General features: G+C 61.0%; 26 protein-coding genes. 13 read left to right on the top strand and 13 right to left on the bottom strand.

Features of this window, described 5'->3' with window-relative positions; all coding sequences use genetic code 11:
• Window positions 1-47 precede the first annotated feature (47 nt).
• Both ctaA and BMX27_RS08350 read left to right on the top strand, forming a co-directional pair.
• On the top strand, window positions 48-1193 hold the full coding sequence (gene ctaA, locus BMX27_RS08345; RefSeq protein ID WP_090159400.1) for a heme A synthase: 1146 nt from the start codon (window positions 48-50) through the stop codon (window positions 1191-1193).
• On the top strand, window positions 1190-2662 hold the full coding sequence (locus BMX27_RS08350) for a carboxypeptidase M32 (protein ID WP_090159401.1): 1473 nt from the start codon (window positions 1190-1192) through the stop codon (window positions 2660-2662). The genes ctaA and BMX27_RS08350 overlap by 4 nt, the downstream gene beginning before the upstream one ends.
• 74 nt (window positions 2663-2736) lie before the next feature.
• Here BMX27_RS08350 and BMX27_RS08355 read toward each other — a convergent pair whose 3' ends face one another.
• Window positions 2737-3516, bottom strand: coding sequence for an enoyl-CoA hydratase (locus tag BMX27_RS08355; RefSeq protein WP_090159402.1), 780 nt, complete (start codon window positions 3514-3516; stop codon window positions 2737-2739).
• A gap of 51 nt (window positions 3517-3567) precedes the next feature.
• On the opposite strand from BMX27_RS08355, the gene BMX27_RS08360 reads away from it, so the two are divergent.
• On the top strand, window positions 3568-3990 hold the full coding sequence (locus tag BMX27_RS08360; RefSeq protein WP_090159403.1) for a PaaI family thioesterase: 423 nt from the start codon (window positions 3568-3570) through the stop codon (window positions 3988-3990).
• Window positions 3991-3996: 6 nt separating this feature from the next.
• On the opposite strand, the gene BMX27_RS08365 is transcribed toward BMX27_RS08360, so the two are convergent.
• Window positions 3997-4224: a DUF1127 domain-containing protein gene (locus BMX27_RS08365; protein ID WP_090159404.1), complete on the bottom strand. Its 228-nt coding sequence runs from the start codon at window positions 4222-4224 to the stop codon at window positions 3997-3999.
• A 91-nt stretch (window positions 4225-4315) separates the two neighbouring features.
• Here BMX27_RS08365 and BMX27_RS08370 point away from each other — a divergent pair, with 91 nt between their 5' ends.
• The 6 genes from BMX27_RS08370 (at window position 4316) to BMX27_RS17005 (ending at window position 9866) form a co-directional block, all read left to right on the top strand.
• Entirely contained in the window at window positions 4316-5716 is a 1401-nt protein-coding gene (locus BMX27_RS08370; RefSeq protein WP_090159405.1) for an aminotransferase-like domain-containing protein, read from the top strand.
• 171 nt (window positions 5717-5887) lie between these two features.
• Entirely contained in the window at window positions 5888-6349 is a 462-nt protein-coding gene (gene rplM / locus BMX27_RS08375; RefSeq protein WP_056031966.1) for a 50S ribosomal protein L13, read from the top strand.
• Window positions 6349-6855 (top strand): 30S ribosomal protein S9, encoded by a 507-nt coding sequence (rpsI, locus tag BMX27_RS08380; RefSeq protein WP_090159406.1) that lies wholly within the window; start codon window positions 6349-6351, stop codon window positions 6853-6855. Before rplM ends, rpsI begins: the two co-directional genes overlap by 1 nt.
• Before the next feature lie 94 nt (window positions 6856-6949).
• Entirely contained in the window at window positions 6950-7825 is an 876-nt protein-coding gene (locus BMX27_RS08385; protein WP_090159640.1) for an ABC transporter permease, read from the top strand.
• A complete protein-coding gene (locus BMX27_RS08390) occupies window positions 7822-8622 on the top strand; it encodes an ABC transporter permease (protein WP_056031971.1) in 801 nt (266 codons plus the stop codon). Before BMX27_RS08385 ends, BMX27_RS08390 begins: the two co-directional genes overlap by 4 nt.
• Window positions 8619-9866, top strand: a complete 1248-nt coding sequence (locus BMX27_RS17005; protein WP_256212442.1) for an ABC transporter ATP-binding protein — start codon at window positions 8619-8621, stop codon at window positions 9864-9866. The genes BMX27_RS08390 and BMX27_RS17005 overlap by 4 nt, the downstream gene beginning before the upstream one ends.
• Here the strand turns inward: BMX27_RS17005 and BMX27_RS08405 are convergent.
• The 6 genes from BMX27_RS08405 to mnmA are packed head-to-tail and all read right to left on the bottom strand — an operon-like array spanning window position 9863 to window position 15393.
• Entirely contained in the window at window positions 9863-10480 is a 618-nt protein-coding gene (locus BMX27_RS08405; RefSeq protein WP_090159642.1) for a TetR/AcrR family transcriptional regulator, read from the bottom strand. The genes BMX27_RS17005 and BMX27_RS08405 overlap by 4 nt on opposite strands.
• A complete protein-coding gene (ppk2, locus tag BMX27_RS08410; RefSeq protein WP_090159407.1) occupies window positions 10473-11354 on the bottom strand; it encodes a polyphosphate kinase 2 in 882 nt (293 codons plus the stop codon). The genes BMX27_RS08405 and ppk2 overlap by 8 nt, the downstream gene beginning before the upstream one ends.
• Before the next feature lie 39 nt (window positions 11355-11393).
• Window positions 11394-12395, bottom strand: coding sequence for an alpha/beta fold hydrolase (locus BMX27_RS08415; RefSeq protein WP_090159408.1), 1002 nt, complete (start codon window positions 12393-12395; stop codon window positions 11394-11396).
• The gene (gene metA, locus BMX27_RS08420; RefSeq protein WP_090159409.1) at window positions 12379-13302 is read right to left on the bottom strand and encodes a homoserine O-succinyltransferase; all 924 of its coding nucleotides are present in this window, start codon (window positions 13300-13302) and stop codon (window positions 12379-12381) included. Before metA ends, BMX27_RS08415 begins: the two co-directional genes overlap by 17 nt.
• Before the next feature lie 37 nt (window positions 13303-13339).
• Entirely contained in the window at window positions 13340-14203 is an 864-nt protein-coding gene (locus BMX27_RS08425) for an ATPase (protein ID WP_090159643.1), read from the bottom strand.
• 50 nt (window positions 14204-14253) lie between these two features.
• Window positions 14254-15393, bottom strand: coding sequence for a tRNA 2-thiouridine(34) synthase MnmA (mnmA, locus tag BMX27_RS08430; protein ID WP_090159410.1), 1140 nt, complete (start codon window positions 15391-15393; stop codon window positions 14254-14256).
• Window positions 15394-15516: 123 nt separating this feature from the next.
• Between mnmA and BMX27_RS08435 the strand changes: the two genes are divergently transcribed.
• From BMX27_RS08435 to recG, 4 genes are all read left to right on the top strand, one after another.
• A complete protein-coding gene (locus BMX27_RS08435; RefSeq protein WP_090159411.1) occupies window positions 15517-15795 on the top strand; it encodes a CtrA inhibitor SciP in 279 nt (92 codons plus the stop codon).
• Window positions 15796-15884: 89 nt separating this feature from the next.
• The gene (gene ctrA, locus BMX27_RS08440; protein WP_090159412.1) at window positions 15885-16598 is read left to right on the top strand and encodes a response regulator transcription factor CtrA; all 714 of its coding nucleotides are present in this window, start codon (window positions 15885-15887) and stop codon (window positions 16596-16598) included.
• 175 nt (window positions 16599-16773) lie between these two features.
• A complete protein-coding gene (gene ligA / locus BMX27_RS08445) occupies window positions 16774-19035 on the top strand; it encodes an NAD-dependent DNA ligase LigA (protein ID WP_090159644.1) in 2262 nt (753 codons plus the stop codon).
• On the top strand, window positions 19032-21122 hold the full coding sequence (gene recG, locus BMX27_RS08450) for an ATP-dependent DNA helicase RecG (RefSeq protein WP_090159413.1): 2091 nt from the start codon (window positions 19032-19034) through the stop codon (window positions 21120-21122). Before ligA ends, recG begins: the two co-directional genes overlap by 4 nt.
• Here recG and BMX27_RS08455 read toward each other — a convergent pair.
• From BMX27_RS08455 to BMX27_RS08475, 5 genes are read right to left on the bottom strand one after another with little or no spacing between them, the layout of a single operon-like run.
• Window positions 21119-21217 carry a DNA polymerase III subunit chi gene (locus BMX27_RS08455; protein ID WP_090159414.1) on the bottom strand — a complete coding sequence of 33 codons (99 nt, stop codon included), beginning with the start codon at window positions 21215-21217 and terminating at the stop codon, window positions 21119-21121. The genes recG and BMX27_RS08455 overlap by 4 nt on opposite strands.
• A 9-nt stretch (window positions 21218-21226) precedes the next feature.
• Window positions 21227-21805 (bottom strand): retropepsin-like aspartic protease family protein, encoded by a 579-nt coding sequence (locus BMX27_RS08460; protein WP_090159415.1) that lies wholly within the window; start codon window positions 21803-21805, stop codon window positions 21227-21229.
• A 16-nt stretch (window positions 21806-21821) separates the two neighbouring features.
• On the bottom strand, window positions 21822-22448 hold the full coding sequence (locus BMX27_RS08465; protein WP_090159416.1) for a MarC family protein: 627 nt from the start codon (window positions 22446-22448) through the stop codon (window positions 21822-21824).
• Between the two features lie 23 nt (window positions 22449-22471).
• Window positions 22472-24325 (bottom strand): ABC-F family ATP-binding cassette domain-containing protein, encoded by a 1854-nt coding sequence (locus tag BMX27_RS08470; RefSeq protein WP_090159417.1) that lies wholly within the window; start codon window positions 24323-24325, stop codon window positions 22472-22474.
• Between the two features lie 42 nt (window positions 24326-24367).
• Window positions 24368-25807: an alanine/glycine:cation symporter family protein gene (locus BMX27_RS08475; protein ID WP_090159418.1), complete on the bottom strand. Its 1440-nt coding sequence runs from the start codon at window positions 25805-25807 to the stop codon at window positions 24368-24370.
• Between the last annotated feature and the right edge of the window lie 77 nt (window positions 25808-25884).

Genomic DNA, 25884 nt, shown 5'->3' on the forward strand with positions numbered 1-25884 from the left:
GGCGGTCCCCCTACATAGGGTGCGCGCAGCACGAACCGGAGGCCGACATGGCGCAAAAAACCCGCAGTATTTTCGAAGAGGTGGGCACCACCCAAAAGCAGGTCGCAACACCCGGCGGCATCGATGCCCGCGGACAGGGTGCTCGCGGCGCAATTCGCATCTGGCTGATGATGCTGTTTGCGCTGCTGGTTGTGATGATCGCCGTGGGTGGCCTGACCCGCCTGACGGATTCGGGGCTGTCGATTACCGAATGGGCCCCGATATCGGGTGCCGTGCCGCCCTTGAATGACGCCGACTGGCAGGCAGAGTTCGAGGCCTACAAGCAAATCCCAGAATATCAGTTGCAAAACGCCGGCATGTCGCTGGCGGAATTCAAGGTGATCTACTGGTGGGAATGGGGCCACCGTCAGCTGGGGCGGGTGATCGGTCTGGTCTGGGCCGTGGGGTTCTTCGGGTTCTTGGCTGCGCGCAAGATCCCGCAGGGCTGGACGGGACGGCTGTTTTTCATCGGCGCATTGGGCGGTCTGCAAGGGGCGATTGGCTGGTGGATGGTGTCCAGCGGCCTGACGGGCGAACAGTTGGACGTGAAATCTTACCGCCTTGCGACGCACCTGGGGCTGGCCTTTGTCATCTTTGGGTTCATCACGTGGTACATCATGAAAATCGCGCGTCGCAGTGCGGATCTGCTGACGGCGCGGCGGGCCAGTGATGCGACATTGGTGCGGCTCACGACCGTTCTGATCGGTCTGACGTTCCTGCAAATCATCTTGGGTGCGCTGGTCGCAGGCATCGACGCGGGTCGCGCCTATCCGGATTGGCCCCTGATGGCCGGTGGGTTCCTGCCGCCCCAGATGTGGGAATTGACGCCCGGCTGGCGCAATCTGTTCGAAAACAACGGCACGGTGCAGTTCATCCACCGGATGAGCGGTTACTTCTTGTTCGTCTTTGCCTTGTTCGCCTGGTGGCGTAGTCGCCGCAGCGCGAATACACGCACGCGGCAGGCCTTTGCCCTGATGATGGGGATGATGGTGGTGCAGATGGTCATCGGGATCTGGACCGTCATGATGATGGCGCCCGCGCATATCGCGATCCTGCACCAGTTCGGCGCGGTGGTTCTGTGGGTGCTGGTGCTGCGCACGCGGTTCGTGTCGCGTTATCCCTTTGCCCAATCCGTCCGAGAGGCCCGCGCATGACCACTGCCTACGATGACCTGATGGCGTTCCAGCGCGAAACAGAGGCGCTGTCACAGGTGGCTGGCCGTTTGGGCTGGGACCAGGAAACCATGATGCCTGACGGGGCGGTCGATCAGCGGGCCGAAGAGCATGGTGCGATGGCATCTGTCCTGCATGCGCGCCGGATTGATCCGCGGATCGGTGCATGGCTGGAGGCCGCACAGGCCCCGGATGCGACGGGTGCCGCGAACCTGCGCCTGATCAGACGCAGCTATGACAGGACCGCCAAGGTCCCCGGCCAGCTGGCAGCCGCGCTGGCACGCGAAACATCGCGCGCGCACCGCATCTGGGCACAGGCCCGTGCCGACGAGGACGTCGCCGCGTTTCTGCCTGCGCTGTCGCGGGTGCTGGATTTGCGCCGCGAAGAGGCCGCCTGCATTGCCGGCAACGCCGATCCCTATGATGCGCTGCTGGACGACTATGAGCCGGGGGCGACGGGTGCGCAGTTGTCCGCGATGTTTGGCGCGCTGCGCCCACGGCTGGCCGCACTGCGCGCCGCTATTCTGGACCGACCCGCAGCGCCGAAACTATCGGGTGATTTCCCGGAGGCAGGCCAACTGGCGCTGAGCAGGGAACTTGCGCTGGCCTTTGGCTATGACATGACCCTTGGCCGGATCGACAAGGCCGTGCATCCGTTTTCCAGCGGGTCCGGACTGGACGTGCGGATCACGACGCGCACGGCGGCAGATGATCCTTTCAACTGTTTCTATTCCACCGTCCACGAGGTCGGTCACGCCTGCTACGAGCAAGGGATCGACCGCACGCATCTGCTGACCCCGGTCGGCGGGGGCGTTTCCATGGGGGTGCATGAAAGCCAGAGCCGGATCTATGAAAACCAGCTTGGTCGGTCAGAGGCATTCACCGGATGGCTGTATGGTCGGATGCGTGACACCTTTGGCGATATTGGTATCACGAACCCAGCTGATTTCTACGCCTGCGTGAACAGTGTCGGGTCCGGCTTTATCCGGACCGAGGCGGACGAGGTGCAATACAATTTGCACGTCCTGCTGCGGTTTGATCTGGAGCGCGCGCTGGTCAGTGGCGATCTGGCCGTGACTGATCTGGAGGCCGCGTGGAACGATCGTTTCATGGCCGATTTCGGATTTGCCGTGGACAAACCGTCAAACGGCGTTCTGCAGGATGTGCATTGGTCCGAAGGGCTGTTCGGCTATTTCCCGACCTACACCTTGGGCAATGTCTATGCCGGATGCCTGTATCAGGCGTTGCGCGCAGCCGTGCCGACGCTGGATGATGATCTGGCGCGCGGTGACACGTCAGGGGCCACAGGCTGGCTGCGGTCCAATGTGCAGCAATTCGGCGGTCTGTTCGCGCCCGTCGATCTGATCACCCGCGCTGCGGGGCAGGCACCGTCCGAGGCACCCCTGCTGGCATATCTGGAGCAGAAATTCGGCGGCATCTACGGATTGTAGCGGCGAGGGGGCGCTGCCCCCACTGCGGATTTCATCCGCAGCCCCCCGGGATATTTGCAAAACAGCGATGCCAATCAGGACCAGTCGGGGTCACGTTTTTCCAAGAACGCCGCGATGCCTTCTGCCGTGTCGTCATCGGCCATGTTCTGCACCATGACATCACCCGTATAGGCATAGGCCTGCGCAGTGGGCATCTGGGCCTGCGCATAGAAGGCCTGTTTGCCGATGCGTACTGCAGAGCCGAGTTTCTGGGCGATACTGGCAGCGAATGACCGTGTGTCGCGGGTCAGGTTGTCCAGTTTGGCCGTACGGTTGATCAGGCCCAGATGCTGGGCCTCATCGGCAGAGAGGAAGCGTCCGGTTGTCAGCATCTCGAAGGCGGGTTTGGCCGCGATATTGCGGGTCAGTGCCACCATCGGCGTCGAGCAGAACAACCCGATGTTCACACCATTCACCCCAAAGCGCGCATCCACGCTGGCTGTCGCAAGATCGCAGGTCGCGACCAGCTGGCATCCGGCAGCGGCGGCCAGGCCGTGGATTTGCGCGATGACGGGCTGGGGCAGGGACTGGATACGGGTCATCATGGCCGTGCAGCGGTCGAACAGGGCGCGCAATTGCGCGGGACCGTCCGCGTTGGCGCGCATGGCCTGCATTTCCGACAGGTCGTGACCCGCACAAAACGCACGGCCCGCGCCCTGGATGATCACAACCCGGATCGCGTCATCTGCTGCGATCCGGTCCAGTTCCGCGTGCAGTGCCGTCAGCATCGCGACCGAGAGCGCGTTCAGCTTGTCCGGATCGTTCAGGGTCAGGGTTGCAATCTGGTCTTGATCCGTGCGCAGCAGGATTGTCATGGGGATGTGTCCGTGGTTGCCTGTCCCCAGACTAGGTGAGGGGACGCGCGAATGGAACTGAAGATGACGCCGGATGATCTGTGCGCGTTTCTGGACCGGGAATTTCCGCAGGTGAGCGCAGACTTTGCGATTGATGCGCTGACAGAGGATCAGTTGACCGTGCGGCTGCGCGTGGGTGACCGCCATTTGCGGCCCGGTGGCACGGTATCTGGGCCGTCGATGTTTGCGCTGGCAGACGTGGGGGTCTATTTGGCCGTGTTGGCCCGTCTGGGGCCGGTGGCATTGGCGGTGACGACGAATTGTTCCATCGATTTCATGCGCAAGCCGGCTGCGGGTGTCGATCTGATCTGTCGGACCAAACTGCTGAAATTGGGGCGATCCCTGGCTGTTGGTGATGCGCTGATCTATTCCGACGGGCTGGATGCGCCTGTGGCGCGGGCGACGCTGACATACGCCATTCCGCCCGCACGCTAGGCCAGCTCAGGGCTGGTAGAACGGCTTGGCCGCCTCGCGCCGCGCCGCTGTCGCGGTCAAGCCGATATCGTGCAGCTGCACCGGGTCAAGTTTGCGCAGATGTTTGCGGGTGCGGTGTCGAAGATCCCAGATCGTCAGCATCACGGCCAGCGACACGCAAACCTGTGCGGCCTTTGGCAAAACGGTCTGACCGTTCAACAGGGCAAGCTGGGCAGGGTTTATCGCATGTGACATGACGTGACCTTTTCTAATTGTATTGACACAATATGCTAATCTGCATAGGTATGGGATACAAATTGAATACAATCTGTACCAGAGAAACATTGTGACCGATACAACTTGGGTTCCCGATCTTGACGCGCTGCCGGACCGGCGCCCGAAATACGACCGTCTGGCCGCAGCGATCCGTACGGGTATTGCGGGCGGTGATCTGGTGCCGGGGCAAAAGCTGCCCCCGGTGCGGGATCTGGCGTGGAAGGTCGGGGTGACACCCGGCACAGCCGCGCGTGCATATCGATTGCTGACGGATGCCGGGGTGCTGACGGCAGGCGTGGGGCGCGGCACCTATGTGGCCGAAACCAAATCCCCGCCAAGCCCGGTGCTGTTGGCCGAGCATGTCTTTGATGCAAGTGGCGACGTGAACCTGTTCAGCCCGAAAATGCCGGATCTGGGACAGGGACACCTGATTGCGACGCTGGCCGCGCAGGTGGTCGCACAGATGCCCGCGGACCGTTTGATGCGCTACCCCAGCCGTGTCACCGATCTGGCGGCGCGTCAGGCCTGCCTCGCGGGGCTGCACGCTGATGTGGGGCCTGCCGATGTAGAGGATATCGTCGCGACCAACGGCGGTCAGAACGCGATTGTCCTGATCCTGCAGACCATCCTGCGCGGTCCGGCACCCGTGATGCTGGGCGATGCGATCAGCTACAACGGGTTTCGCAGTGCCGCCGAAATGTGCCGTGCAGAGCTGATGGCCGTGCCTTGGGATGACGAAGGTCCCGATCCGCAGGTGTTTGAAAATCTGGTGCGGCAGCATGGCGCACAGGTCTATTGCACGGCGTCCGAGGTGAACAACCCGACAGGACAAGCCACATCATTTGCGCGCAGACAGCAGATTGCAGCGATTGCCAAGGTGCACGGTGTTCATGTGATCGACGACGATTGTTACGCAAGGATCGACCGCGTGGGCCCCAGCTATCGCGCATTGCTGCCTGATCTGGGCTGGCATGTGGCCAGTCCGTCCAAGACGATTTCGCCTGCCTTGCGGATCGGGTTCGCGGTGGCACCCAAGGCGCATGCGGCAGCGCTCGTCCGGTCTGCCATCGGGCAGTCGTTCGGTGTCTCTCCCTTGCTGACGGATCTTTATGCGGCTCTTATGCGGTCGCCCGAGATTGACGGAATCGTGCAGGCGGTCCGGGCGCGGATCGACCGGGATGTGGGTGTGGTCGTGACAACCTTTGCCGATTGCGCGCCGGGTTATGCACCGGGCATTCCGTTTGTCTGGCTCGTGTTGCCGCGGACATGGCGGGCCAATGATTTCGTAGCAGCGGCCAAGGCGCGCGGCATTCATCTGAAATCGTCGGAATCGTTCCTGCATCGTGACAGCCGGATGGTGCATGCGGTGCGGATCGCGGTAAATGGACTGCTGGCACCCGACCGATTTGATGCGGCAATTGCGGACCTGCGGGATCTGATGGACACGCCGGCGGCACGGATCTCGGTCTGATGGAGGGTAAGCCTGCGGATTTTGTGGGGTAAATAGATACCTTAATTTTAAGGTGTTGATTTTGCTATGTTTTGCCGGGTATCTGGCGCTTGACGTGGCTTGCAGCTGCCGTATAAGCCGCACATCCGAATGACGGGCCCCGCGTGGCCCCTTAGACCTCTGGTGAGATTAATGAAAACTTATACCGCGACCCCGGCGGATATCGACAAGAAATGGATCCTGATCGACGCCGAAGGCCTCGTTCTGGGCCGTCTTGCATCCATCGTGGCCATGCGCCTGCGTGGCAAGCACAAGCCGTCCTTCACACCGCACATGGATATGGGCGACAATGTTATCATCATCAACGCCGACAAGGTGCAGATGACCGGCAAAAAGCGTGAAGAGAAATTCTACTGGCACACCGGCCACCCCGGCGGGATCAAGTCCAAGACCAAGGCTGACATCCTCGAGGGTGATCACCCCGAGCGCGTGCTGTTCCAGGCCGTCAAGCGCATGCTGCCCGGCAACAAGCTGCGCAACAAGCAGCTGACCAACATGCGTATCTTTGCTGGTGCAGAGCACGGCATGGAAGCCCAAAAGCCCGAAGTTCTGGACGTCGCGTCCATGAACAAAAAGAACACGAGGACCGCATAATGGCCGATCAGATCAATTCTCTGGAAGAGCTGGGCGGCGCAGTCACCGCTGACATCGGCGGCGTGCAGGGCACTGAGGCGGAAACCGTCGTCGCACCGCGTGAATCGGTCAAGGACGAGTTCGGCCGCAGCTATGCCACGGGCAAGCGCAAGGACGCCGTTGCACGCGTCTGGATCAAGCCGGGTTCCGGCAAGGTCACCGTCAACGGCAAAGAGATGAACGCCTATTTTGCACGCCCCGTGCTGCAGATGATCCTGGCACAGCCGTTTTCTGTCGCCGGCGTTGCTGGTCAGTTCGACGTTGTCGCCACCGTCAAGGGTGGCGGCCTGTCCGGTCAGGCCGGTGCGGTCAAGCATGGCGTGTCCAAGGCGCTGCAACTGTTCGACCCGTCGCTGCGTCCGGCACTGAAGGCCGCAGGGTTCCTGACCCGCGACAGCCGCGTCGTCGAGCGCAAGAAGTACGGCAAAGCCAAGGCCCGCAAGAGCTTCCAGTTCTCCAAGCGTTAAGCCTTGCTGCAAAATTGTGCAAAGGGCGGTCCGATCGGGCCGCCCTTTTGTTTTGTCCATTGATCTTTCGCGTGAACGCTTTGAACATGAAAACATGAGCGTGGGAACTTCACTTACACAGGATCAGTCACGGGCGATTCGCCTGCTTGGCGTGCCATTCGTCTATGCGGTGCTGCTGCTGGCGGTACCGCTGGGTGCGATCGTGTTGTTCAGTTTCTGGGCGCAGGATTTCATGGCCGTCGATACGACATTTACCCTCGACAACTACCGCGAAATTGCGGACAGCCCGATCTACGCGATGCTGTTGCAGCGGTCATTGATGGTGTCGGGAATCGTGACGGCCGTGACCGTCGTGCTCGCCTATCCGGTCGCCTATTTCATCAGTTTTCACGTGACCCCGTCGAAAAAGTCGCTGTGGCTGTTCCTGATCACCATTCCGTTCTGGACCAGCTATCTGATCCGGGTGTTCCTGTGGAAGGTGATCCTGGGCTACAACGGGGTCATCAACTCTGGCCTGATACAGGTCGGCCTGATCGAAGAGCCGCTGACGTTCATCCTCTACAACGTCAACGCAGTCATCATCACATTGGCCCACGCCTTTGCGCCATTCGCGATTTTGCCGATCTTTGTCGTGCTGGAGAAAATCGACCGGTCCCTGCTGGAGGCGTCCCAGGATCTGGGCGAGAGCAGGTTGTCGACGTTTTTTCGCGTGACCTTGCCGCTGTCGATGCCCGGTGTCGTGGGTGCCGTGCTGATCGTATTCATTCCGACAGTGGGTGATTACGTGACGCCCGAACTGATGGGCGGTGCGGGTGGCAAACTGATCGCCAACATGATCCAGACCCAGTTTTTGCAATTGAACAACGCACCGCTGGGCGCTGCACTGGCCATCGTGGCGATGCTTTGTGTCACGGCCATCGCGCTGGTGTTCGTCTTTCTGAACCGCCGCTGGCTGAGGGGTCGCCGATGAGTTTGCGCGTCTATGCCATTGCCTATCTGATCTTTCTCTATGCGCCGATCGTGTTGTTGCCGCTGTTTGCGTTCAACGACGCGACCATCATCGCCTTTCCGCTGTCGGGGTTCACGACGGAATGGTTTTCCGCGCTGAAAACGAACGGGTCGTTGCACGGTGCGCTGACGAATTCGCTGATCATCGCGGGCTGTACGGCGGTCTTTTCCACGCTGTTGGGCATGTGCGCCGCGCGGGCGGCCGCCATGTCGCATTTTCCGGGCAAGGGGGGCATCACCGGGTTCGTCATGTTGCCACTGGTGCTGCCTGAAATCATTGTGGCGGTGTCCTTGCTGGTGATCCTGCGGCAGGTGCTGGGCCTTGATCTGGGGAACTGGACCATCATCATGGCTCATGTGCTGATCTGCACGCCGTTTTCCATCGCCATCCTGAACGGTGCATTCGGCAACCTCGACCCGTCGATGGAAGAAGCGGCGCTGGATCTGGGCGAATCCCGCTGGTCTGCGTTCCGGCTGGTGACGCTGCCGCTGGTCATGCCGGGCATCATTTCGTCCATGCTGATTTCCTTTACCATTTCGCTGGATGAATTCATCATCGCGTTTTTCCTGACCGGGTCTGACCCGACCTTGCCCGTCTATATCTGGGGATTGCTGCGGTTCCCGGCACAGCTGCCCGTCGTGATGGCGCTGGGGACAATCCTTGTTGCGCTGTCAATCATCCTGCTGACGATTGCAGAACTATTCCGCCGCCGTGGGATCAAACGGTCCGGCGCCAAAGACACCGGGGGTTTCCTGTGACCGACCTGATCAAGCTGCGTGGCGTAAACAAGTATTACGGCACCTATCACGCCTTGCGCGATATCGACCTGACGATCCGTGCGGGTGAATTCTTTTCCCTTCTTGGCCCGTCGGGCTGCGGCAAGACGACATTGCTGCGTGTCATCGCGGGGTTCGAGGGGGTGTCGGCCGGGACGGTCATGATATCAGATCGGGACATGGCCAATGTGCCGCCGAACCAGCGCCCGACGAACATGGTGTTTCAGTCCTATGCGATCTTTCCGCATCTGACTGTCGCGGAGAACGTGGCCTTTGGCCTGCGCAAGCGTTCGGACATCGCGAAATCTGCCCGCGCCGGTCTGGTCGAAGAAGCCTTGGAAATGGTGGCATTGGGCGGCTACGGCAAACGGGCGGCACACGCCCTGTCGGGCGGTCAGCGTCAGCGCGTGGCCCTTGCACGGGCCTTGATCCTGAAGCCCAAGGTTTTGCTGCTGGACGAACCGCTGTCGGCGCTGGACAAGAAAATGCGCGAACACATGCAGGTGGAATTGATCCGCCTGCAACGTCATGTCGGCATCACGTTCATCCTTGTGACCCACGACCAGGAAGAGGCACTGGTGATGTCTGACCGGATTGCGGTCATGTTCGCAGGCGAGATCGGCCAGATGGATGATCCCGAAACGCTGTATCGTCGCCCCAAGAGCCGCCGCGTCGCCGAATTCATCGGCAAGATGAATTTTCTGCCAGGGCAGGTGACCGCACTGTCGGCGGCGGGCGAGGCGTCCAGTGGCGCACCCCTTGCAGGCCATGCGCCCGGAACGGTGCCGCCGAACCGGACAAACCGCCTGCTGACGGACCTGATGGACAAGATTGCACCGGGGACAGAGGCAAATGCAGACACGGACACGGCCGAGGAGGCCGCTGCTTCACCGGAGGTGATGACGGTGGATATCGCCGGTCTGGGCGCGGCTCAGATCAGCGTGGATCAGGCGCCCGAGGGCGCAAAACTGGGCGAGGTCGCCGTGGGTATTCGTCCTGAAACGCTTGCCATTCTGTTCGAAGGCGAAATGCCGAAACGCCATGAATGCCCGGGTGTCGTGGACGAGGTCGTGTATTACGGCGATATGACCTATTACGATGTGCGGATCAAAGACGTGCCGCAACCCCTTACGATTGCGATGAAAAACCTGATCGGCAGGCCTGTGCTGGAGGTTGGCGCCGCCTGTCGTGTCGCCTGGGATGACCGGGCGCTGGTGCTGTTCTAGGCGTCCGGCGGCAGGATACCCAAACCGCGCAGATAGATCCCGATTCCGGTTTCCAGCAGATCGTCCGGTGGATAGGGGCTTTGCGTGCCGGGCGCGCCACGGGCGAACAATTCGACCACCCCATGCGACAAGGCCCAGATATGGGCCGCGAACATCTGCGGTGGCGGTCTGCGGTCGGCGGGCACATGCTGTGACAGCACGGCGGCGGCGGTTTCCATCACACCCAACGCGCGACTGGCGGTTTTGTACAGTTCGGTCGAGCGATTGATCGAAATGCCACTTTCGAACATGGCGACGTAGTGACCGGGGTGTTCGCGGGCAAAGGCAAGATAGGCCTGACCTGTGTTCAGGAACGCTGTCAGCGCCGATGGCTTTCCGTTGTCGTATGCGGTTTCCATCCGGTCGGCAAAGATCGCATAGCCTTGCAAGGCAGCCTCTGCGATCAGATCCTCGCGCCCTTCGAAATGGCGATAGACGGCAGCGGGCGTGACGCCTGCCTCGCGCGCGGCCTCTGACAGGGTGAATCCTGTGGGTCCCTTGACCTTGATCAGGTCCAGACAGGCTTCGACCAGCGCCTGCGCGAGGTTGCCGTGGTGATATCCGCGTTTAGCCATGACCACGGGCGTGCCACAGGTCGGGTCCGCCGACAATGGCTTGGTCGATCTCTCCCAGCGCGGCCACATCCTTTTGGTCGTAGTCGATCCCTGACAACACGGCGCGGATCGCGTTCAGGCGCGCGCGGCGTTTGTCGTCGGTCATGATGACAGTCCAAGGCGCTGCGGTGGTATGGGTCCTGTCCAGCGTTTCACCGATGGCCGTGGTGTAGTCGTCCCAGCGCGACAATCCCTTGACGTCGATGCCGGACAGTTTCCACTGTTTCAACGGGTCGCTTTCGCGGGCCAAAAAACGGTTCAATTGTTCGGCGCGACCCACCGTCAGCCAAAGTTTGAACAGCTGCACGCCGTCATCGACGATCATTTCCTCGAACGGATTGACCTGATCGAACCAATGGGCGCGTTGCGAGTCTGTGCAAAACCCGAACACCTTTTCCACCACACCGCGATTGTACCAGGACCGGTCAAAGAAAGTGACATCACCTGCGGCGGGCAGGTGCTTGATATAGCGCTGAAAATACCACTGCGACGCCTCATCCTCGTTCGGTTTGGACAAGGCCACAGTATGGGCGGAACGCGGGTTCAGGTTTTCGCGGAAACGACTGATTGTGCCGCCTTTGCCTGCCGCGTCGCGGCCCTCGAATACGACGGCGATGCGTGCGCCCGCGGCCTTGGCCCAGGTCTGCATCTTGACCAATTCGATCTGCAACAGATGCAGCTGGTCCTCGTAGTCGGATTTGTCCATCCGGTCGTCATGCGGATATCCAGCGGTCAGGATGGGCTTACCGTCGCTGTCGGCAATGGCCGCGCGCACAGCCTCTGGCGCCTCGTTTTCGTGGAATGCGCTGATTGCGCCGTCAAAGGGAAGTGTCATGGCCATATCCTTTTGGCCCACATTGCCCGGTGTCGGGTGTCAGCGCAATCCAGCGCGGCTGGCTGCCCGGTCGATCGCGGCAATCGCTGCGTCGGGATCGACGTGATGCGGCATATGCCCGACGCCGGGCAGGCGGGTCAGATTGGCGGATGGCACAATCTTGATGACTTCTTCGGCGTGGATGTCGATGGGGACTGTTGTGTCCTCGAGCCCGTGCAAAATCTCGATCGGCAGCGTCAGTTCAGGATAGCGCTGCGCCATTTCGACGACATGGGGACGCAGTGTATTGACCTGTCGCGCATTGGCGCGGAACGATTCTGCCCGTAACGTCAGGGGGGCCCCGATGAATACGCCATAGCCTTCGGGGGCGGGGTTCGGCGCGAATGTCGCGGTGATCGCGTCGTCGACGGTCCCATTCGGCACAAATGCCGCAATCAGCGGCACGACCACGGCACCACCAAGTGCTGACCCGTTGATCGTGTAGTACAGGCCCAGATCACCGGGCCATGGCATCGTGACGCCGGCAAAGCTGACCATCGCCGCGGCATTGACCGGGTCATCGCCATCCAGTCCCATCAGCGACCACTGATAGGCGACGATCCCGCCAAAGCTGTGGCCGACGACAACCGGATCATTGATGCCCAGTTGTCCTGCCGCCTGACGCAGCATCATGGCCTGTTGCAGCGGACTTTCGCCCGCGCTAGCCAGCGCCCCGTCAGGCAGGCCCGGAAAACGGTCGGTGTATCCCAGACCCGGACGGTCAAACGCCGTCACGCGGTAGTTTTGCGCCAGCTTGTCGAACAGGTCGAACTTGAAATCCCGCAGGTTGCCGCCAGCCCCGTGGATCAGGACCACATCGGGTCCGCTGCCTGCCTGCAGGTAATGCACCCGCGCGCCGCCATCGACCGTGACGAATTCGCCCAAGGGCGGGTAGTCGCGCTCTGCCGCGGCGGTGCGCATGGTCGATGTGCATCCCGTCACGATGCTGCCAAACCCGACCGCAAGGGCCGCCCACGTCAGTGCTTTAACGGCCAATTGCATTCAGGTCATATTCCGTCGTCTGGTAAATCTGGTTGATCCAGTTGCCATATAGAAGGTGCGCATGCGACCGCCACCTGTTTTGCGGCGCCCTCAACGGATCGTCATCGGGATAGTAGTTCACCGGCACGTTGATCGGGGTGCCCTGTGCCACGTCGCGGTCGTATTCCTGTTTCAGCGTGTCGGTGTCGTATTCAAAATGGTTGAACACATAGAGCGCGCGATGGGCCGGGTCCTCGACCAGCGCGGGACCGGCATGCGGACTGGTGATCAGTGTGCGCAATCCGTTTGCCGCGTCCACGTCGGCCTGCCGCATTTCGGTCCAGCGGCTGACCGGCATCACGCAATCGTCCGAGAACCCGCGCAGATAGGGCGAGGCCGGATCGGTGACGGTATGGCGGAAACAGCCGAACATCTTGGTGTCCAGCAGGTGTTTGGGCACGCCGTGAAAGTGGTTGATCATCGCCATGCCGCCCCAGCAGACGCCAAATGTCGAATGCACATGCGTCTGGGTCCAGTCGAACACCTGCTGCAATTCCGACCAATAGGTCACATCGGTAAAATCCAGATGCTCGATCGGGGCACCGGTGATGATAAGGCCGTCGAATTTCTCGCCGCTGGCCGCGACTTCCGAAAACGGGCGGTAAAACGTTTCCATATGGTCGGCGGCGGTGTTCTTTGTCTGATGCTCGGACATGCGGATCAGCGACAGTTCGATCTGCAAGGGGGTGGCCCCGATCAGCCGGGCGAACTGGTTTTCGGTCGCGATCTTTTTCGGCATCAAGTTCAGCAGGGCGATGCGCAGCGGGCGAATGTCCTGACGGTCTGCGGCGTCATCGGCCAGCACCATCACGCCTTCTGCATTCAGAACGCTGTAGGCGGGCAGATTGGATGGCAGTTTGATCGGCATGGTCTAATCCCCGGTGAAGGCGGCACAGATAGGCGCGTCAGCCGCGCGCCTCAAGGGCTGTGGCAATCATAGCGTCAAAGCTGGCTGCATCATGCACCTGCATCACATCCGACATGCCAACCGTCAGGCCCCAGTTATCGGCCATCGCGCGATAGCGTGGCTGGCGATGGTTCAGCGCCTTGGCAAAGGCCCAGCGGATGAACGTATCGGGATCAACCTTGTCCGGGGCCACATCAAATTCGGACAGATAGGCGTTCCATGTTTCCAGCAAGAAGACCGGGTCATAGGACATCGGTTTGGGTTCACGATCAAAGCGGCGCACCAGTTCGTCGATATGCTCGTCCGATCCTTCGATCCAGACCATCAGCGTGCGGGCCGAAAGGGCGGTCATGATCGGATCGCGGGGATTGTGCGCATCGACCCATTCACAGATCGACCCGCCCGTGTCGCAGACGAAATGGGGGTATTGGTACAGATCGTGTGACCGGTCGATGAAATGGCCCGTGTCCATCAGGGCCGCGACCTCGGCCCGCTGGAACTGATCCTGACGCCGGGTGTATTCGTCCCAGGGCAGGCCGCCACGGTCAGGATCACCGGGTTTGCCCAGATAGGACGACATCGGCTTGAGATCGTTGAACGAGATGTTCGACCCGATATAGATGCTGTCCGACCGCAAGAGGTCGCGCAGAAACGGCACCTTCATCGCCTCGCGCTTGGCATTGTCCGCGATCAGCTCGCCCATGTAGCGGGTGCCGATGCGGTAATCGATTGAGTAATGAAACCAGTCACCCGTCGCGCGCAGCATGGAAGACAGATAGGTTTTCCCAAGACCGGACATCCCGAAAAACAGGACACGTTTCTGGGGGGCGTTCAGCCAGTCGGATGCGGTTTTGTAAATCATGACATCGGCATATTTCACGCAAGCCGCGGATGCCAGACCTGATCGGGGCGTCAGTAGCCCCGCCAGATCCAGCCGCCGCCCAGCACACGGGTGCTGTCGGGGTCATAGAACACGCAAGCCTGACCGGGGCTGATGCCCTCTTCGGCGACCAGCAGTTCGATTTCCGCCTCTGTCTCTGAAATCGGGCGCAGGATCGCATCGGTCGGCGGCTTGGTGGACCGGCATTTCACCGCGATCTGGCGCGTGCCACCGGCCAGAAAACCGCCGTCACCCAGCCAGTTGATTTCACGCAGCGGCACCTTGCGGGTGGCCAGCAGATCCTTGGGGCCGACGATAACCTGCCGGGCCGCGACATCCAGTTTCACCACGTACAGCGGGTCAGCCAGACCACCGATGCCAAGACCACGGCGCTGCCCGATCGTATAATGGATCACCCCGTTGTGCTGGCCCAGCACGCGGCCGTCCGTGTCTACGATATCACCCGGTTCAGCCGCACCGGGGCGCAGTTTTTCGATCACGGCAGCATAGTTGCCGTTGGGCACGAAACAGATGTCTTGGCTGTCGGGTTTGTCCGCCACGCTCAACCCGTATTTCGCGGCCAATGCGCGGGTTTCTTCCTTGGATTTCAGATGCCCCAAGGGGAACCGCAGGTAGTCCAGCTGTTCGGGGGTGGTGGAAAACAGGAAATAGCTTTGATCCTTGGCCGCATCCGCCGCGCAATGCAATTCCGCACCCTGCGCACCCATCTTGCGCTGGATATAGTGCCCGGTCGCCATGCAATCGGCGTCCAGATCACGGGCTGTTTCCAGCAGGTCCTTGAATTTCACCCGTTCGTTGCACCGAATGCAGGGGACAGGGGTCGCACCGGCCAGATAGCTGTCGGCGAATTCATCCATCACCGCCTCGCGAAAGGTGTTTTCGTAATCCAGAACGTAATGGGGGAACCCCATTTCTTCGGCAACGCGGCGCGCATCGTGAATGTCACGGCCCGCGCAACAGGCCCCTTTTTTCGCCAAGGCCGCGCCATGATCATAGAGTTGCAGCGTGACGCCGACGACGTCGTAGCCTTCTTCGGCCAGTTGTGCTGCCACGACGGAACTGTCCACACCACCGGACATCGCGACGACAACGCGGGTCTGTGCGGGCGGCTTGGCAAAACCGAGGCTGTTGAGCGTCTGATCGAGAGGCATGTCGGACCACCTGTATGGACAAGGGTTGTCAATAGGGCCTTGGCCCTACACCCGCTTGCGCTGGCTTACCAGTCTTTAAATGTTTTCGCCCAGTCTCTGCGCGATCAACAAAAGGACAACGCGATGTATCTACGCAAAATCAATGGCCCGCGGTCCGTGACATTGCCTGACGGTTCCATTCTGCCCCGGGCCGACCTACCGCCTGCACGCACGCGCCGCTGGGTGGCCTCGCGCAAGGCCAAGGTCGTGTCCGCCGTGACCCACGGGCTGCTAACGCGCGCGGATGCGCTGACCATGTATGACCTGTCGGACGAGGAATTCACGGAATGGGAAAACGCCCTGACCGTCTATGGCAAGGATGCCCTGAAAACCACCGCCTTGCAAAAATATAGACAACCATGACGTGCGTGATGCACACTTTTAAGGATACGCTAATCGCTCGTTAACGATTCCGGGGCAAGTTGCTGGTGCACAGATGAACGGAGAACCGTATGCGAGTCCTACTGATCGAAGACGACCCCACCACGTCCAAGAGCATCGAACTGATGCTGAGCCATGCCAATCTGAACGTCTACGCGACCGATCTGGGCGAAGAGGGGATCGATCTGGCAAAACTCTATGACTATGACCTTGTGCTGCTGGACCTGAACCTGCCCGACATGACCGATTACGATGTGTTGCGCCAATTGCGCCTGGCGCGCATCGAAACCCCCATCCTGATACTGTCCGGCGATGATGACACTGACAGCAAACTTAAGGGATTCGGTTTTGGTGCTGACGATTACCTGACCAAACCCTTCCACCGCGAGGAACTGGTCGCGCGGATCCATGCGATCATTCGGCGGTCCAAGGGGCACGCCCAATCCATCATCAAGACCTGTTCTATTGCGGTCAATCTGGACGGCAAGACTGTCGATGTTGATGGCAAGACGGTCCATCTGACCGGCAAGGAATATCAGATGATGGAATTGCTATCGCTGCGCAAAGGCACGACCCTGACCAAGGAGATGTTTCTCAATCATCTGTATGGCGGCATGGACGAGCCGGAACTCAAGATCATCGATGTGTTCATCTGCAAGCTGCGCAAGAAGCTGAGCGAGGCGACCGGTGGCGACAATTTCATCGAAACCGTCTGGGGGCGCGGATATGTCCTGCGCGATCCAGAGGTGCGCCAGGATCACGCGGCGGTCGCGGTCGGTGCCTGATGGCGGGTGCTGTGCCGACGCCTGCTGACCGCATACGGGAAGGCCCGGAAATGCCCTGAACCGGCGCGTCAAATCTGGACGTCATGCATCGCGCCCCCTAGGTTCACGGGCAGGTCCGCGATGACGGGCAACCAGTTTGACAGGGGGTCCGATGGGACAGCGCGATACGGCTGGAATGGCCAACTCGATCACGGCGGTTCCGGTCGGCGACCTGACGGCGGATGATGCGGCGCGCGAACTGGCGGAACTGGCCCAGACACTTGCGCAAGCCAATCTGGCCTATCACCGTGACGATGCACCTGCGATCGACGATGCCGCCTATGACGCGCTCAAACGTCGCAATGCTGAAATCGAGGCTGTATTTCCCGACCTCAAACGCGCTGACAGCCCCAGCGAGGCTGTTGGTGCCACCGTCGCCGATGGATTCGGCAAGGTCACGCATGCGGTCCGGATGATGTCGCTGGGCAATGCCTTTGCGACCGAGGATGTGACCGATTTCGACGCAGGCATCCGGCGCTATCTGAACCTGAATGTGGATGCAGCGCTACGCTATACCGCCGAACCCAAGATCGACGGTCTGTCACTGTCCGTGCGCTACGAGGATGGTCATCTGGTGCAGGCCGCCACGCGCGGTGACGGTGCGGTCGGCGAAAACGTGACCGAAAATGCAAGGACGATTTCGTCGATACCTCACCGGTTGACCGGTGCGCCTGCCGTGCTCGAGGTGCGTGGCGAAGTCTATATGACCCACGCGGATTTTGCAGCACTCAACGACCGGCAGACAGCCGCCGGGGCGAAACCATTCGCCAATCCACGCAACGCAGCGGCAGGATCGCTGCGCCAGCTGGATCCAGATATCACACGATCACGCCCGTTGCATTTTTTCGCCTACGCCTGGGGCGAGGTGTCGGCCCCGCTGGCGCAGACACAATCGGGCGCGATTGCGCGACTGACTGAGCTGGGCTTTGCGACCAATCCGCTGACACTGACATGTGAAAATCCCGATGAACTGGTGGCACATTACGACCGCATCGCCGCCGACCGGGCCGCCTTGGGCTATGATATCGACGGCGTCGTCTACAAGGTTGACGATCTCGACTATCAGCGCCGTCTGGGGTTTCGATCCACCACGCCGCGGTGGGCCATCGCGCACAAGTTTCCTGCCGAATTGGCCTGGACGCAGGTCGAATCCATCGACATCCAGGTGGGCCGCACCGGTGCGCTTTCGCCGGTTGCGCGGCTGACACCTGTCACTGTCGGCGGTGTTGTGGTGTCGAACGCCACCTTGCATAACGAGGATTACATCGCCGGGCGCAGTGCGGGCGGCAGCGAAATCCGCGATGGAACAGATATTCGCGTTGGCGACTGGGTCGAGGTCTATCGCGCAGGCGACGTCATCCCCAAGGTGTCCAGTGTCGATCTGTCCCGCAGGCCTGACGATGCAACGCGCTACGTTTTCCCGGCGCGGTGCCCGGAATGCGGATCAGATGCAGTGCGCGATGACGGCGATGCGGTCCGTCGCTGTACGGGCGGCCTGATCTGCCCCGCACAGGCAATTGAAAAGCTGCGTCATTTCGTCAGTCGTTCTGCCTTTGACATCGAAGGGCTCGGGGCCAAACAGGTCGAATATTTCTTTGCCGATGAAACACTGCCTGTGCGCGAGCCTGCGGATATCTTTACCTTGCGTGCCCGTAATGCAGCAAACCTGGCCAAGCTCGAAAACCGCGAGGGCTTTGGCAAGACAAGTGCGAAGAACCTCTTTGACGCCATTGATGCGAAACGCGCGATCCCGATGAACCGCTTGATCTTTGCGCTGGGAATTCGCCATGTCGGAGAGGTGGCTGCCGCTGATCTGGCGCGCCATTTCGTGACGTGGGACGCGTTGATGCAGGCGGTCGATCAGGCCGGGCCAGCCGCACAGGCGCATCTGGCGGCCGATGCCGCAGAACAGGCGGAACGGCAGGCTGCAACCGCAGAAAATCGCCGGGCACGGGTCAAACCCGTGCGGGATGTCGTCTGGACTGATGTGGACACGCAGGCCCGTGCCGCTTGGGACGATCTGGTCGGGATCGACGGTATTGGTGCATCCGTTGCCGTATCGCTTGTCACGACATTTCAGCAAGAAAAGGAGAGGGCGTCGATTGCACGGCTTGTTGCGCAGCTGACCGACATCGTGCCCGTTGCAGCGCCGGTAACCACAGGTAGCCCCGTTGCAGGCAAGGCCGTCGTCTTTACCGGCACGTTGGAAAAGATGACCCGCGCCGAAGCCAAGGCCCGCGCCGAGGCGTTGGGCGCCAAGGTTGCAGGATCGGTCAGTGCCAAGACCGATATTCTGATCGCAGGGCCGGGTGCTGGATCAAAGGCCGACAAGGCGGCCAAACTGGGTGTCGAGACCATCGACGAGGACGCCTGGCTCGCGCTGATCGGCGACGCATGAGTCAACGACCAGAGAGCCTGTTTCCGCTGTTTGCCGCCTTGCCGACTCTTGCGGGGATCGGGCCCAAGTCGGCCAAGGCGTTGGAACAGATCGGTGTCCGGACCCCGCGCGACCTGCTGATGACTTTGCCGGTTTCGGGGGTCGACCGCCACCGGCGCGCCAGTATCGAAGAGGTGGTCCCACCAGCTGTCGCTACGGTCGAGGTGATGATCGGCCAGCATCATCCGCCCAGCACCAAGGGGCGCCCCTACCGGATCGCGGTCCGTGACGAGGCTGTAGATTTCACGCTGATCTATTTTCATGCGCGCGGTGATTATCTTCAGAAACTCTTGCCGACGGGACAACGGCGCATCGTGTCGGGCAAGGTCGAATTGTTCGACGGGATCGCGCAGATGACCCATCCTGACCATGTGGTCCTGCCTGATGCGGGGGACGATCTGCCCGCGTTCGAACCAGTCTATCCGCTGACCGCTGGTGTGACGCAAAAGCTGATGTTCAAGGCGACGCGCGATGCCTTGTCCAAGGCACCCGAATTGGCGGAATGGATTGATCCACCACTCAAACAGCGAGAAGGCTGGCCGGATTGGCACAGCGCCCTGACCGCCGCCCATGCACCGCAGGCAACGACAGACCTGTCACACATGGCCGTGTCGCGCGTGCGTCTGGCCTATGATGAGCTGTTTGCCCACCAACTTACACTCGCGCTGGCGCGGGCACAGGTGCGGCAGAAACCGGGCCGCGTCAGCGCGGGCGATGGCAGGTTGCGCAAGCGCGTCCTTGCGGCCTTGCCTTATCGTCCGACGGGGGCACAGACCCGCGCCATTGCCGAAATCGCCGCTGACCTCGGAACACCGCAGAGGATGAATCGCCTGCTGCAAGGTGATGTCGGTGCCGGCAAGACGCTGGTCGCGCTGATGGCCTTGCTCGTCGCTGTTGAGGCAGGCGGGCAGGGTGTCATGATGGCCCCGACCGAAATCCTCGCCCGGCAACATTTGCAGGGGTTGCGGCCGTTGGCCGAAAAGGCCGGCGTCGTGCTGGAAATCCTGACCGGCCGCGACAAGGGACGCGAACGGCAGGCAAAACTTGCGGCCCTTGCGGCGGGCGATATCCAGATCCTCGTCGGCACCCATGCAGTGTTTCAGCCTGATGTGCAGTTTCACGATCTGCGCCTTGCGGTGGTGGACGAACAGCACCGGTTCGGCGTGACCCAGCGGATGGAACTTGGGTCCAAGGGGCAGGCGGTTGATGTACTTGTGATGACCGCAACGCCGATCCCCCGATCACTGTCGCTGACGCAATTCGGTGAAATGGACCTGAGTGTGCTGGACGAAAAACCTCCCGGGCGCACACCGGTGACAACGGCTCTCGTCTCGACCGAGCGGTTGGACCAGGTGGTGGACCGCCTGCGCACCGCCGTGGCAGAGGGGCGTCAGGCCTATTGGGTGTGTCCCCTGGTCGAGGAATCAGAGGTCAGCGACATGACCGCCGCCGAAGAACGGTTCAAACGATTGCGCAGCGCACTTGGCGAGGGCGTTGTGGGGCTGGTGCATGGTCAGATGCCACCGGCGGACAAGGACGCGGCGATGGCGCGGTTCGCTGCGGGCGAAACCAAGGTGCTGGTTGCGACCACGGTGATCGAGGTTGGCGTAGATGTGCCTAACGCGTCGATCATGGTGATCGAACGCGCCGAAAGTTTCGGTCTGGCGCAGTTGCACCAATTGCGTGGGCGCGTCGGGCGCGGGGCTGCGGCCTCAACCTGTTTGCTGCTGTATCAGGCACCGCTGTCGAAAACCGGTGAACGGCGCCTCGCGATCCTGCGCGAAACAGAGGACGGTTTCGTCATCGCCGAAGAGGACCTAGCGATGCGCGGGGCGGGCGACATGATCGGGACCGCGCAATCCGGCCTGCCGCGATTTCGTATCGCCGATCTGGAACGGCAGACAGCGCTCTTGGAACTGGCCCGGTCAGACGCACGCAAGCTGTTGCATGACGATCCCACCCTTGACACGCCGCGCGGCAAGGCTGCGCGTGTCTTGTTGTGGCTGATGGAACAGGACCGGGCGATCCGTCTGATATCAGTGGGTTAAAACGCGAAAGTCGCGTCGAAATCCTCTGGCAGTTCGGGTTGCGGGGCGCAGGCCGCGAGGCAAATCAGCAGGGTCAGGGGCAAGAACAGGCGCATGGGAATATCCTATCGCGTCAGGACCAGTTCGCCATCGCGAATCTGGATGTTTGAAAATCGGCTGAGGTAGGACATGCCCAGCAGGGACCCGAACATGTCCCCACCATTGACCACGGCGGGCACGCGGGTTTCGGTCTCATCGCCCAGCGTGACCCGGTCCAGCGTCACGGGGGCGGTTTGCACGATGCCGTTCGCGGTGCTGGCACTGCCCAGATACCGGAGTGTATCGGGGTCCAGACCGATGCGCTGCGCGTCCTGCTGACTCAGGACGATCTGCGATGCGCCGGTGTCGATCACGAAATCCACGGGCACGTCATTCACGCCCAGCCGGATGTAATAATGCCCGTCCGCCTGTTGGGGCAGCACGATGTCACCGCCGCTGGTCACGGATTGCCGGGGCAGCACGTCACGGCTGATATCGCCCCACAGGCCGATCGCGCCAATTGCCCCGATAAAGATCAGGCCCCAGATGCTGGCCTGTTGGGCAACCTTGCCCATTCGGCCCCGTTGACTGACAAGGTAGCTGACAAAAATTGCGCCACCCATGAGGGTGAGAAAGGTCGCCTGCATGATCTGGTCAGTGCTCATGTCGCAGATATAGGGCTCAGCCGCCCAGACCGAAACCCCGCAGACCGTCCAGAATGAACTGCACGGCCAAGGCGGCAAGCAGCATCCCCAGCAGGCGGGTCACCACGTTGATACCCGTTTTGCCCAGCAGTCGTTCCAGCAATCCTGCGGCCATGAACAACACAAAGACGATGCCGATCACCAGCACCATGATGCCCAGCACTGTGCCGAAACCGAGTGCGCTGTCGGTCTGGCCGGTCAACAGAATGATCGTCGCAATACTGCCGGGGCCCGCGATCAATGGAATGGCGATGGGATAGATCGACGGGTCGGAATCAGGGTCGACATGGTCTGACGAATTGTCTTCGCGGCGGGCCTGCCTGCGTTCGAACAGCATGTCGAGCGCGGTCAGAAACAGAAGAACGCCACCAGCGATCCGAAAGGCAGGCATGGAAATGCCGATGAAATCCAACAGCGCTTCGCCGGAAAAGGCAAAGATCAGCAGCAATCCGATCGATACCAGACAGGCGCGGATCGCGATAGCCTGCCGTTGACGGCGGGTCATGCCTTGGGTCATGGCAACGAACAGCGGTGCCAGTCCCAGCGGGTCGATCACGATGAACATGGCGGTAAAGGCCGTGATGAGCGTGGGAATATCAGTCATGTCTCACCCTCGCAGGTCGCGTTTCAGGCCTTTTCGGCCTTTTCCAGTTTTTCCAAGGCCTGCATCCACATCGTCTCGGCGCGGGACAGGCCGTCCATGACCTCGGCGTATTTCTTGTTCCAGGTCGCAAGTTCGCCAATGCGCGTATCATCATACAGGGCCGGATCGGCCAGCTTCTTGGCCAGCTTGTCGCGCATGTCGTTGATTTTCGTCACGCGTTCTTCGGCCTTGCGTGCCTCGGCGCGCAGCGCGAGGATTTCGTCGCGTGTGGGTTTGCGTATCTTGGGGGCGACCGGCTTTTCGATCTTGGCGGGTTTGTCCGGGGTCAACAGCAGTTTGCGATAGCTGGCAAGGTCGTCATCATAGGGTTTGACGTGCCCGCCTTTGACCAGCCACAGACGGTCGGCGACCATCGACAACAGGTGCATGTCGTGACTGACGAGGATGACTGCACCGGTGTAGGCGGTCAGTGCCTCGACCAGCGCCTCGCGGCTTTCGATGTCGAGGTGGTTGGTCGGTTCGTCAAGGATCAGCAGATGCGGCGCGGGCAGGGTGGCCAGCAGCAGCGACAGACGTGCCTTTTGCCCGCCTGACAGACGTCCCACGGCGGTTTCCGCCTGATCGGCCCCCAGACCAAAGCCTGCCAGCCGCGCACGCAGTTTCGCCTGACCTTCTTCGGGGCGTTCGCGGAACAGGTGGTCCAGCGGCGTTTCTTCGATCCGCAGCTCGTCCACCTGATGCTGGGCAAAGAATCCGATGCGCAGCTTGTTGGAACAGACCATGTTGCCGCGCGCGACCTCCAGGCGGCCTGACAGCATCTTGGACAGGGTGGATTTGCCCTCGCCGTTGCGGCCCAGCAGGGCGATCCGGTCGTCTTGGTCAATGCGCAGGTTCAGGTCATGCAGGATGATCTGGTTGCCATAGCCGACGGCAGCACCTTCGGTTGCGATGATGGGGGGCGACAGTTCCTCGGGCTCTGGAAAGGTGAACACAGTGCGTGCCGCGTCGGCAGGCACACGGATGGTTTCCATCTTTTCCAGCGCCTTGACGCGCGATTGCGCCTGTTTCGCCTTGGATGCCTTGGCCTTGAACCGGTCGACAAAGGCTTGCAGGTGTTCGCGTTTGGCATCCTGCTTTTTCGCAGCAGAGGTCAGCAGCGCGATCTTCTCAGCGCGCTGACGGGCGAATTGGTCGTAGGGGCCGGTGTAGTAGGTCAGCCCCTTGTTTTCGAGGTGCAGGATCCCGCCCACAGACCGGTTCAACAACTCGCGGTCGTGGCTGACGATCAGCACCGTGTGGGGGTATTTGCCGATATAGGCCTCGAGCCACAGCGCACCTTCAAGGTCGAGGTAGTTTGTCGGTTCGTCCAGCAACAGCAGGTCGGGTTCGGAAAACAGCACAGCGGCCAGCGCCACGCGCATCCGCCAACCACCCGAAAACGCAGAACAGGGCATACGCTGTTCTTCGTCGGTGAACCCAAGCCCCTTGAGGATGGTGCTAGCGCGTGCCTCCGCGCTCCATGCGTCGATATCGGTCAGACGGACCTGAATGTCTGCGATCCGGGTCGGGTCAGTGGCGGTTTCCGCCTCGGCCAGCAGAGATTCCCGTTCGGTATCGGCGCGCAGCACCGTGTCGATCAGGCTGACCTCGTTGCCGGGAACCTCTTGGCTGACGCCACCGATCTTCCAGCCGCGCGGCATGTCGATGGTCCCGGTATCCAGCACCATTTCACCGCGAATGATGCGGAACAGCGTGGTCTTGCCGGTGCCGTTACGCCCCACCAATCCCACCTTGTGGCCAGTGGGAATGGTGACGGTCGCGCCCTCCAGCAGGGTGCGGCCTTCGACGGAGTATGTGATGTCAGATATTTTCAGCATGGGCGGCGCATAGCAGAGGCCCCGCCCATGTGAAAGTGGTCATCATTCGCGTTCGGCAGCGACGTCGCGGTTCCAGATCGTGGGGTCAATCCCCTTGTCCAGATTGGGATGATCGGCAAACCGGAACAGCGGTTCCTTGCCCGCCTTACGCTGTTTGAAATAGTCGATGGTCAGCGCGCGCACGGTGCCGGACAGGATCACGATGGCGACGAGGTTGATCGTCGCCATGACGGCCATGCTGGCATCGGCAAAGTTGAACACCGTCGAGACCGGCTGCACGGCCCCCCAGATCACCATCGCCATCGCCGCGACCTTGAGGACCAGCAGCGGCATCCGCCCGCCAAGCCCCAGAAACTCCATCGCGTTTTCGGCATAAGAGTAGTTGCCGATGATCGAGGTAAAGGCAAAGAACAGGATGGCGATGGCAATGAACGCGGGTCCGGCGGCACCGATGTGGGCGGACAGTGCATTTTGCGTCAGCACCATGCCCTGTGCACCATCGGGGCCATAGTCGACGACGCCGGACAACAGGATCATCAATGCGGTTGCCGTGCAGATCACCAGCGTGTCGATGAACACACCCAGCCCCTGCACCAGACCCTGACTGGACGGGTGATGCGGGTCCGGCACAGCCGTTGCAGCGATGTTGGGCGCAGACCCCATACCAGCCTCGTTGCTGAACAGACCGCGTTTCACGCCGTTCATCAGGGCCGCCATGATTCCGCCGGTGAAACCGCCAGCCGCCTGTTCAAACCCGAATGCCGATTTGACGATCAGGGCGAACATTGCCGGCACCTCGGTGATGTTCACAACAAGCACGTAAAGCGCCACGAGGATATAGATCCCCGCCATGGCGGGCACGATGCGTTCCGCAACCTTTGCAATCGACCGAATCCCGCCAAAGATCACGATACCGGCCACGGCCGCGAGGGCCACACCGGTGGCGATCCCCGGCACACCAAAGGCAGCTGTCATCGATTCGGAAATCGAATTGGACTGCACGGCCGAGAAAATCAGGCCAAAGGACAGGATCAGGCAGATCGAAAACGCATATCCCATCGCGCGGCTGCCGACGCCGTTGGCCATGTAGAACGCAGGGCCGCCACGGTATTGGCTATCGGCGTTGCGGACCTTGTAGAGCTGCGCCAGCGTCGATTCCGCATAGGCCGTGGCCATGCCGACCAGTGCCACCATCCACATCCAGAAAATCGCACCCGGTCCGCCCAGATAGATCGCGACGGCCACACCGGCCAGGTTGCCCGTTCCGACGCGGCTTGCCAGTGAAATTGTCAGCGCCTGCAACGGCGAGATGCCAGAGGGCGAGGTATTGTTCGATCCGATGATGACACGGAAGTATTCGGGAAAATGGCGAAACTGGATAAACCCCAGTCGGATCGTGAAAAACACACCGACCCCCAGCAACCCCCAGACTAGGACATAGCCCCAGAGGATACTATTCAAAAAATCGACGATTAAGGTCATGGTTTTCTCCCTTTGGATGTTTTCCATCGCATGGCACATCGGGGCTGCCATGGAAATGTGATTGCCCGCTTTTCAGC

Source organism: Loktanella sp. DSM 29012 (assembly GCF_900110705.1).
Lineage (GTDB): Bacteria > Pseudomonadota > Alphaproteobacteria > Rhodobacterales > Rhodobacteraceae > Loktanella > Loktanella gaetbuli.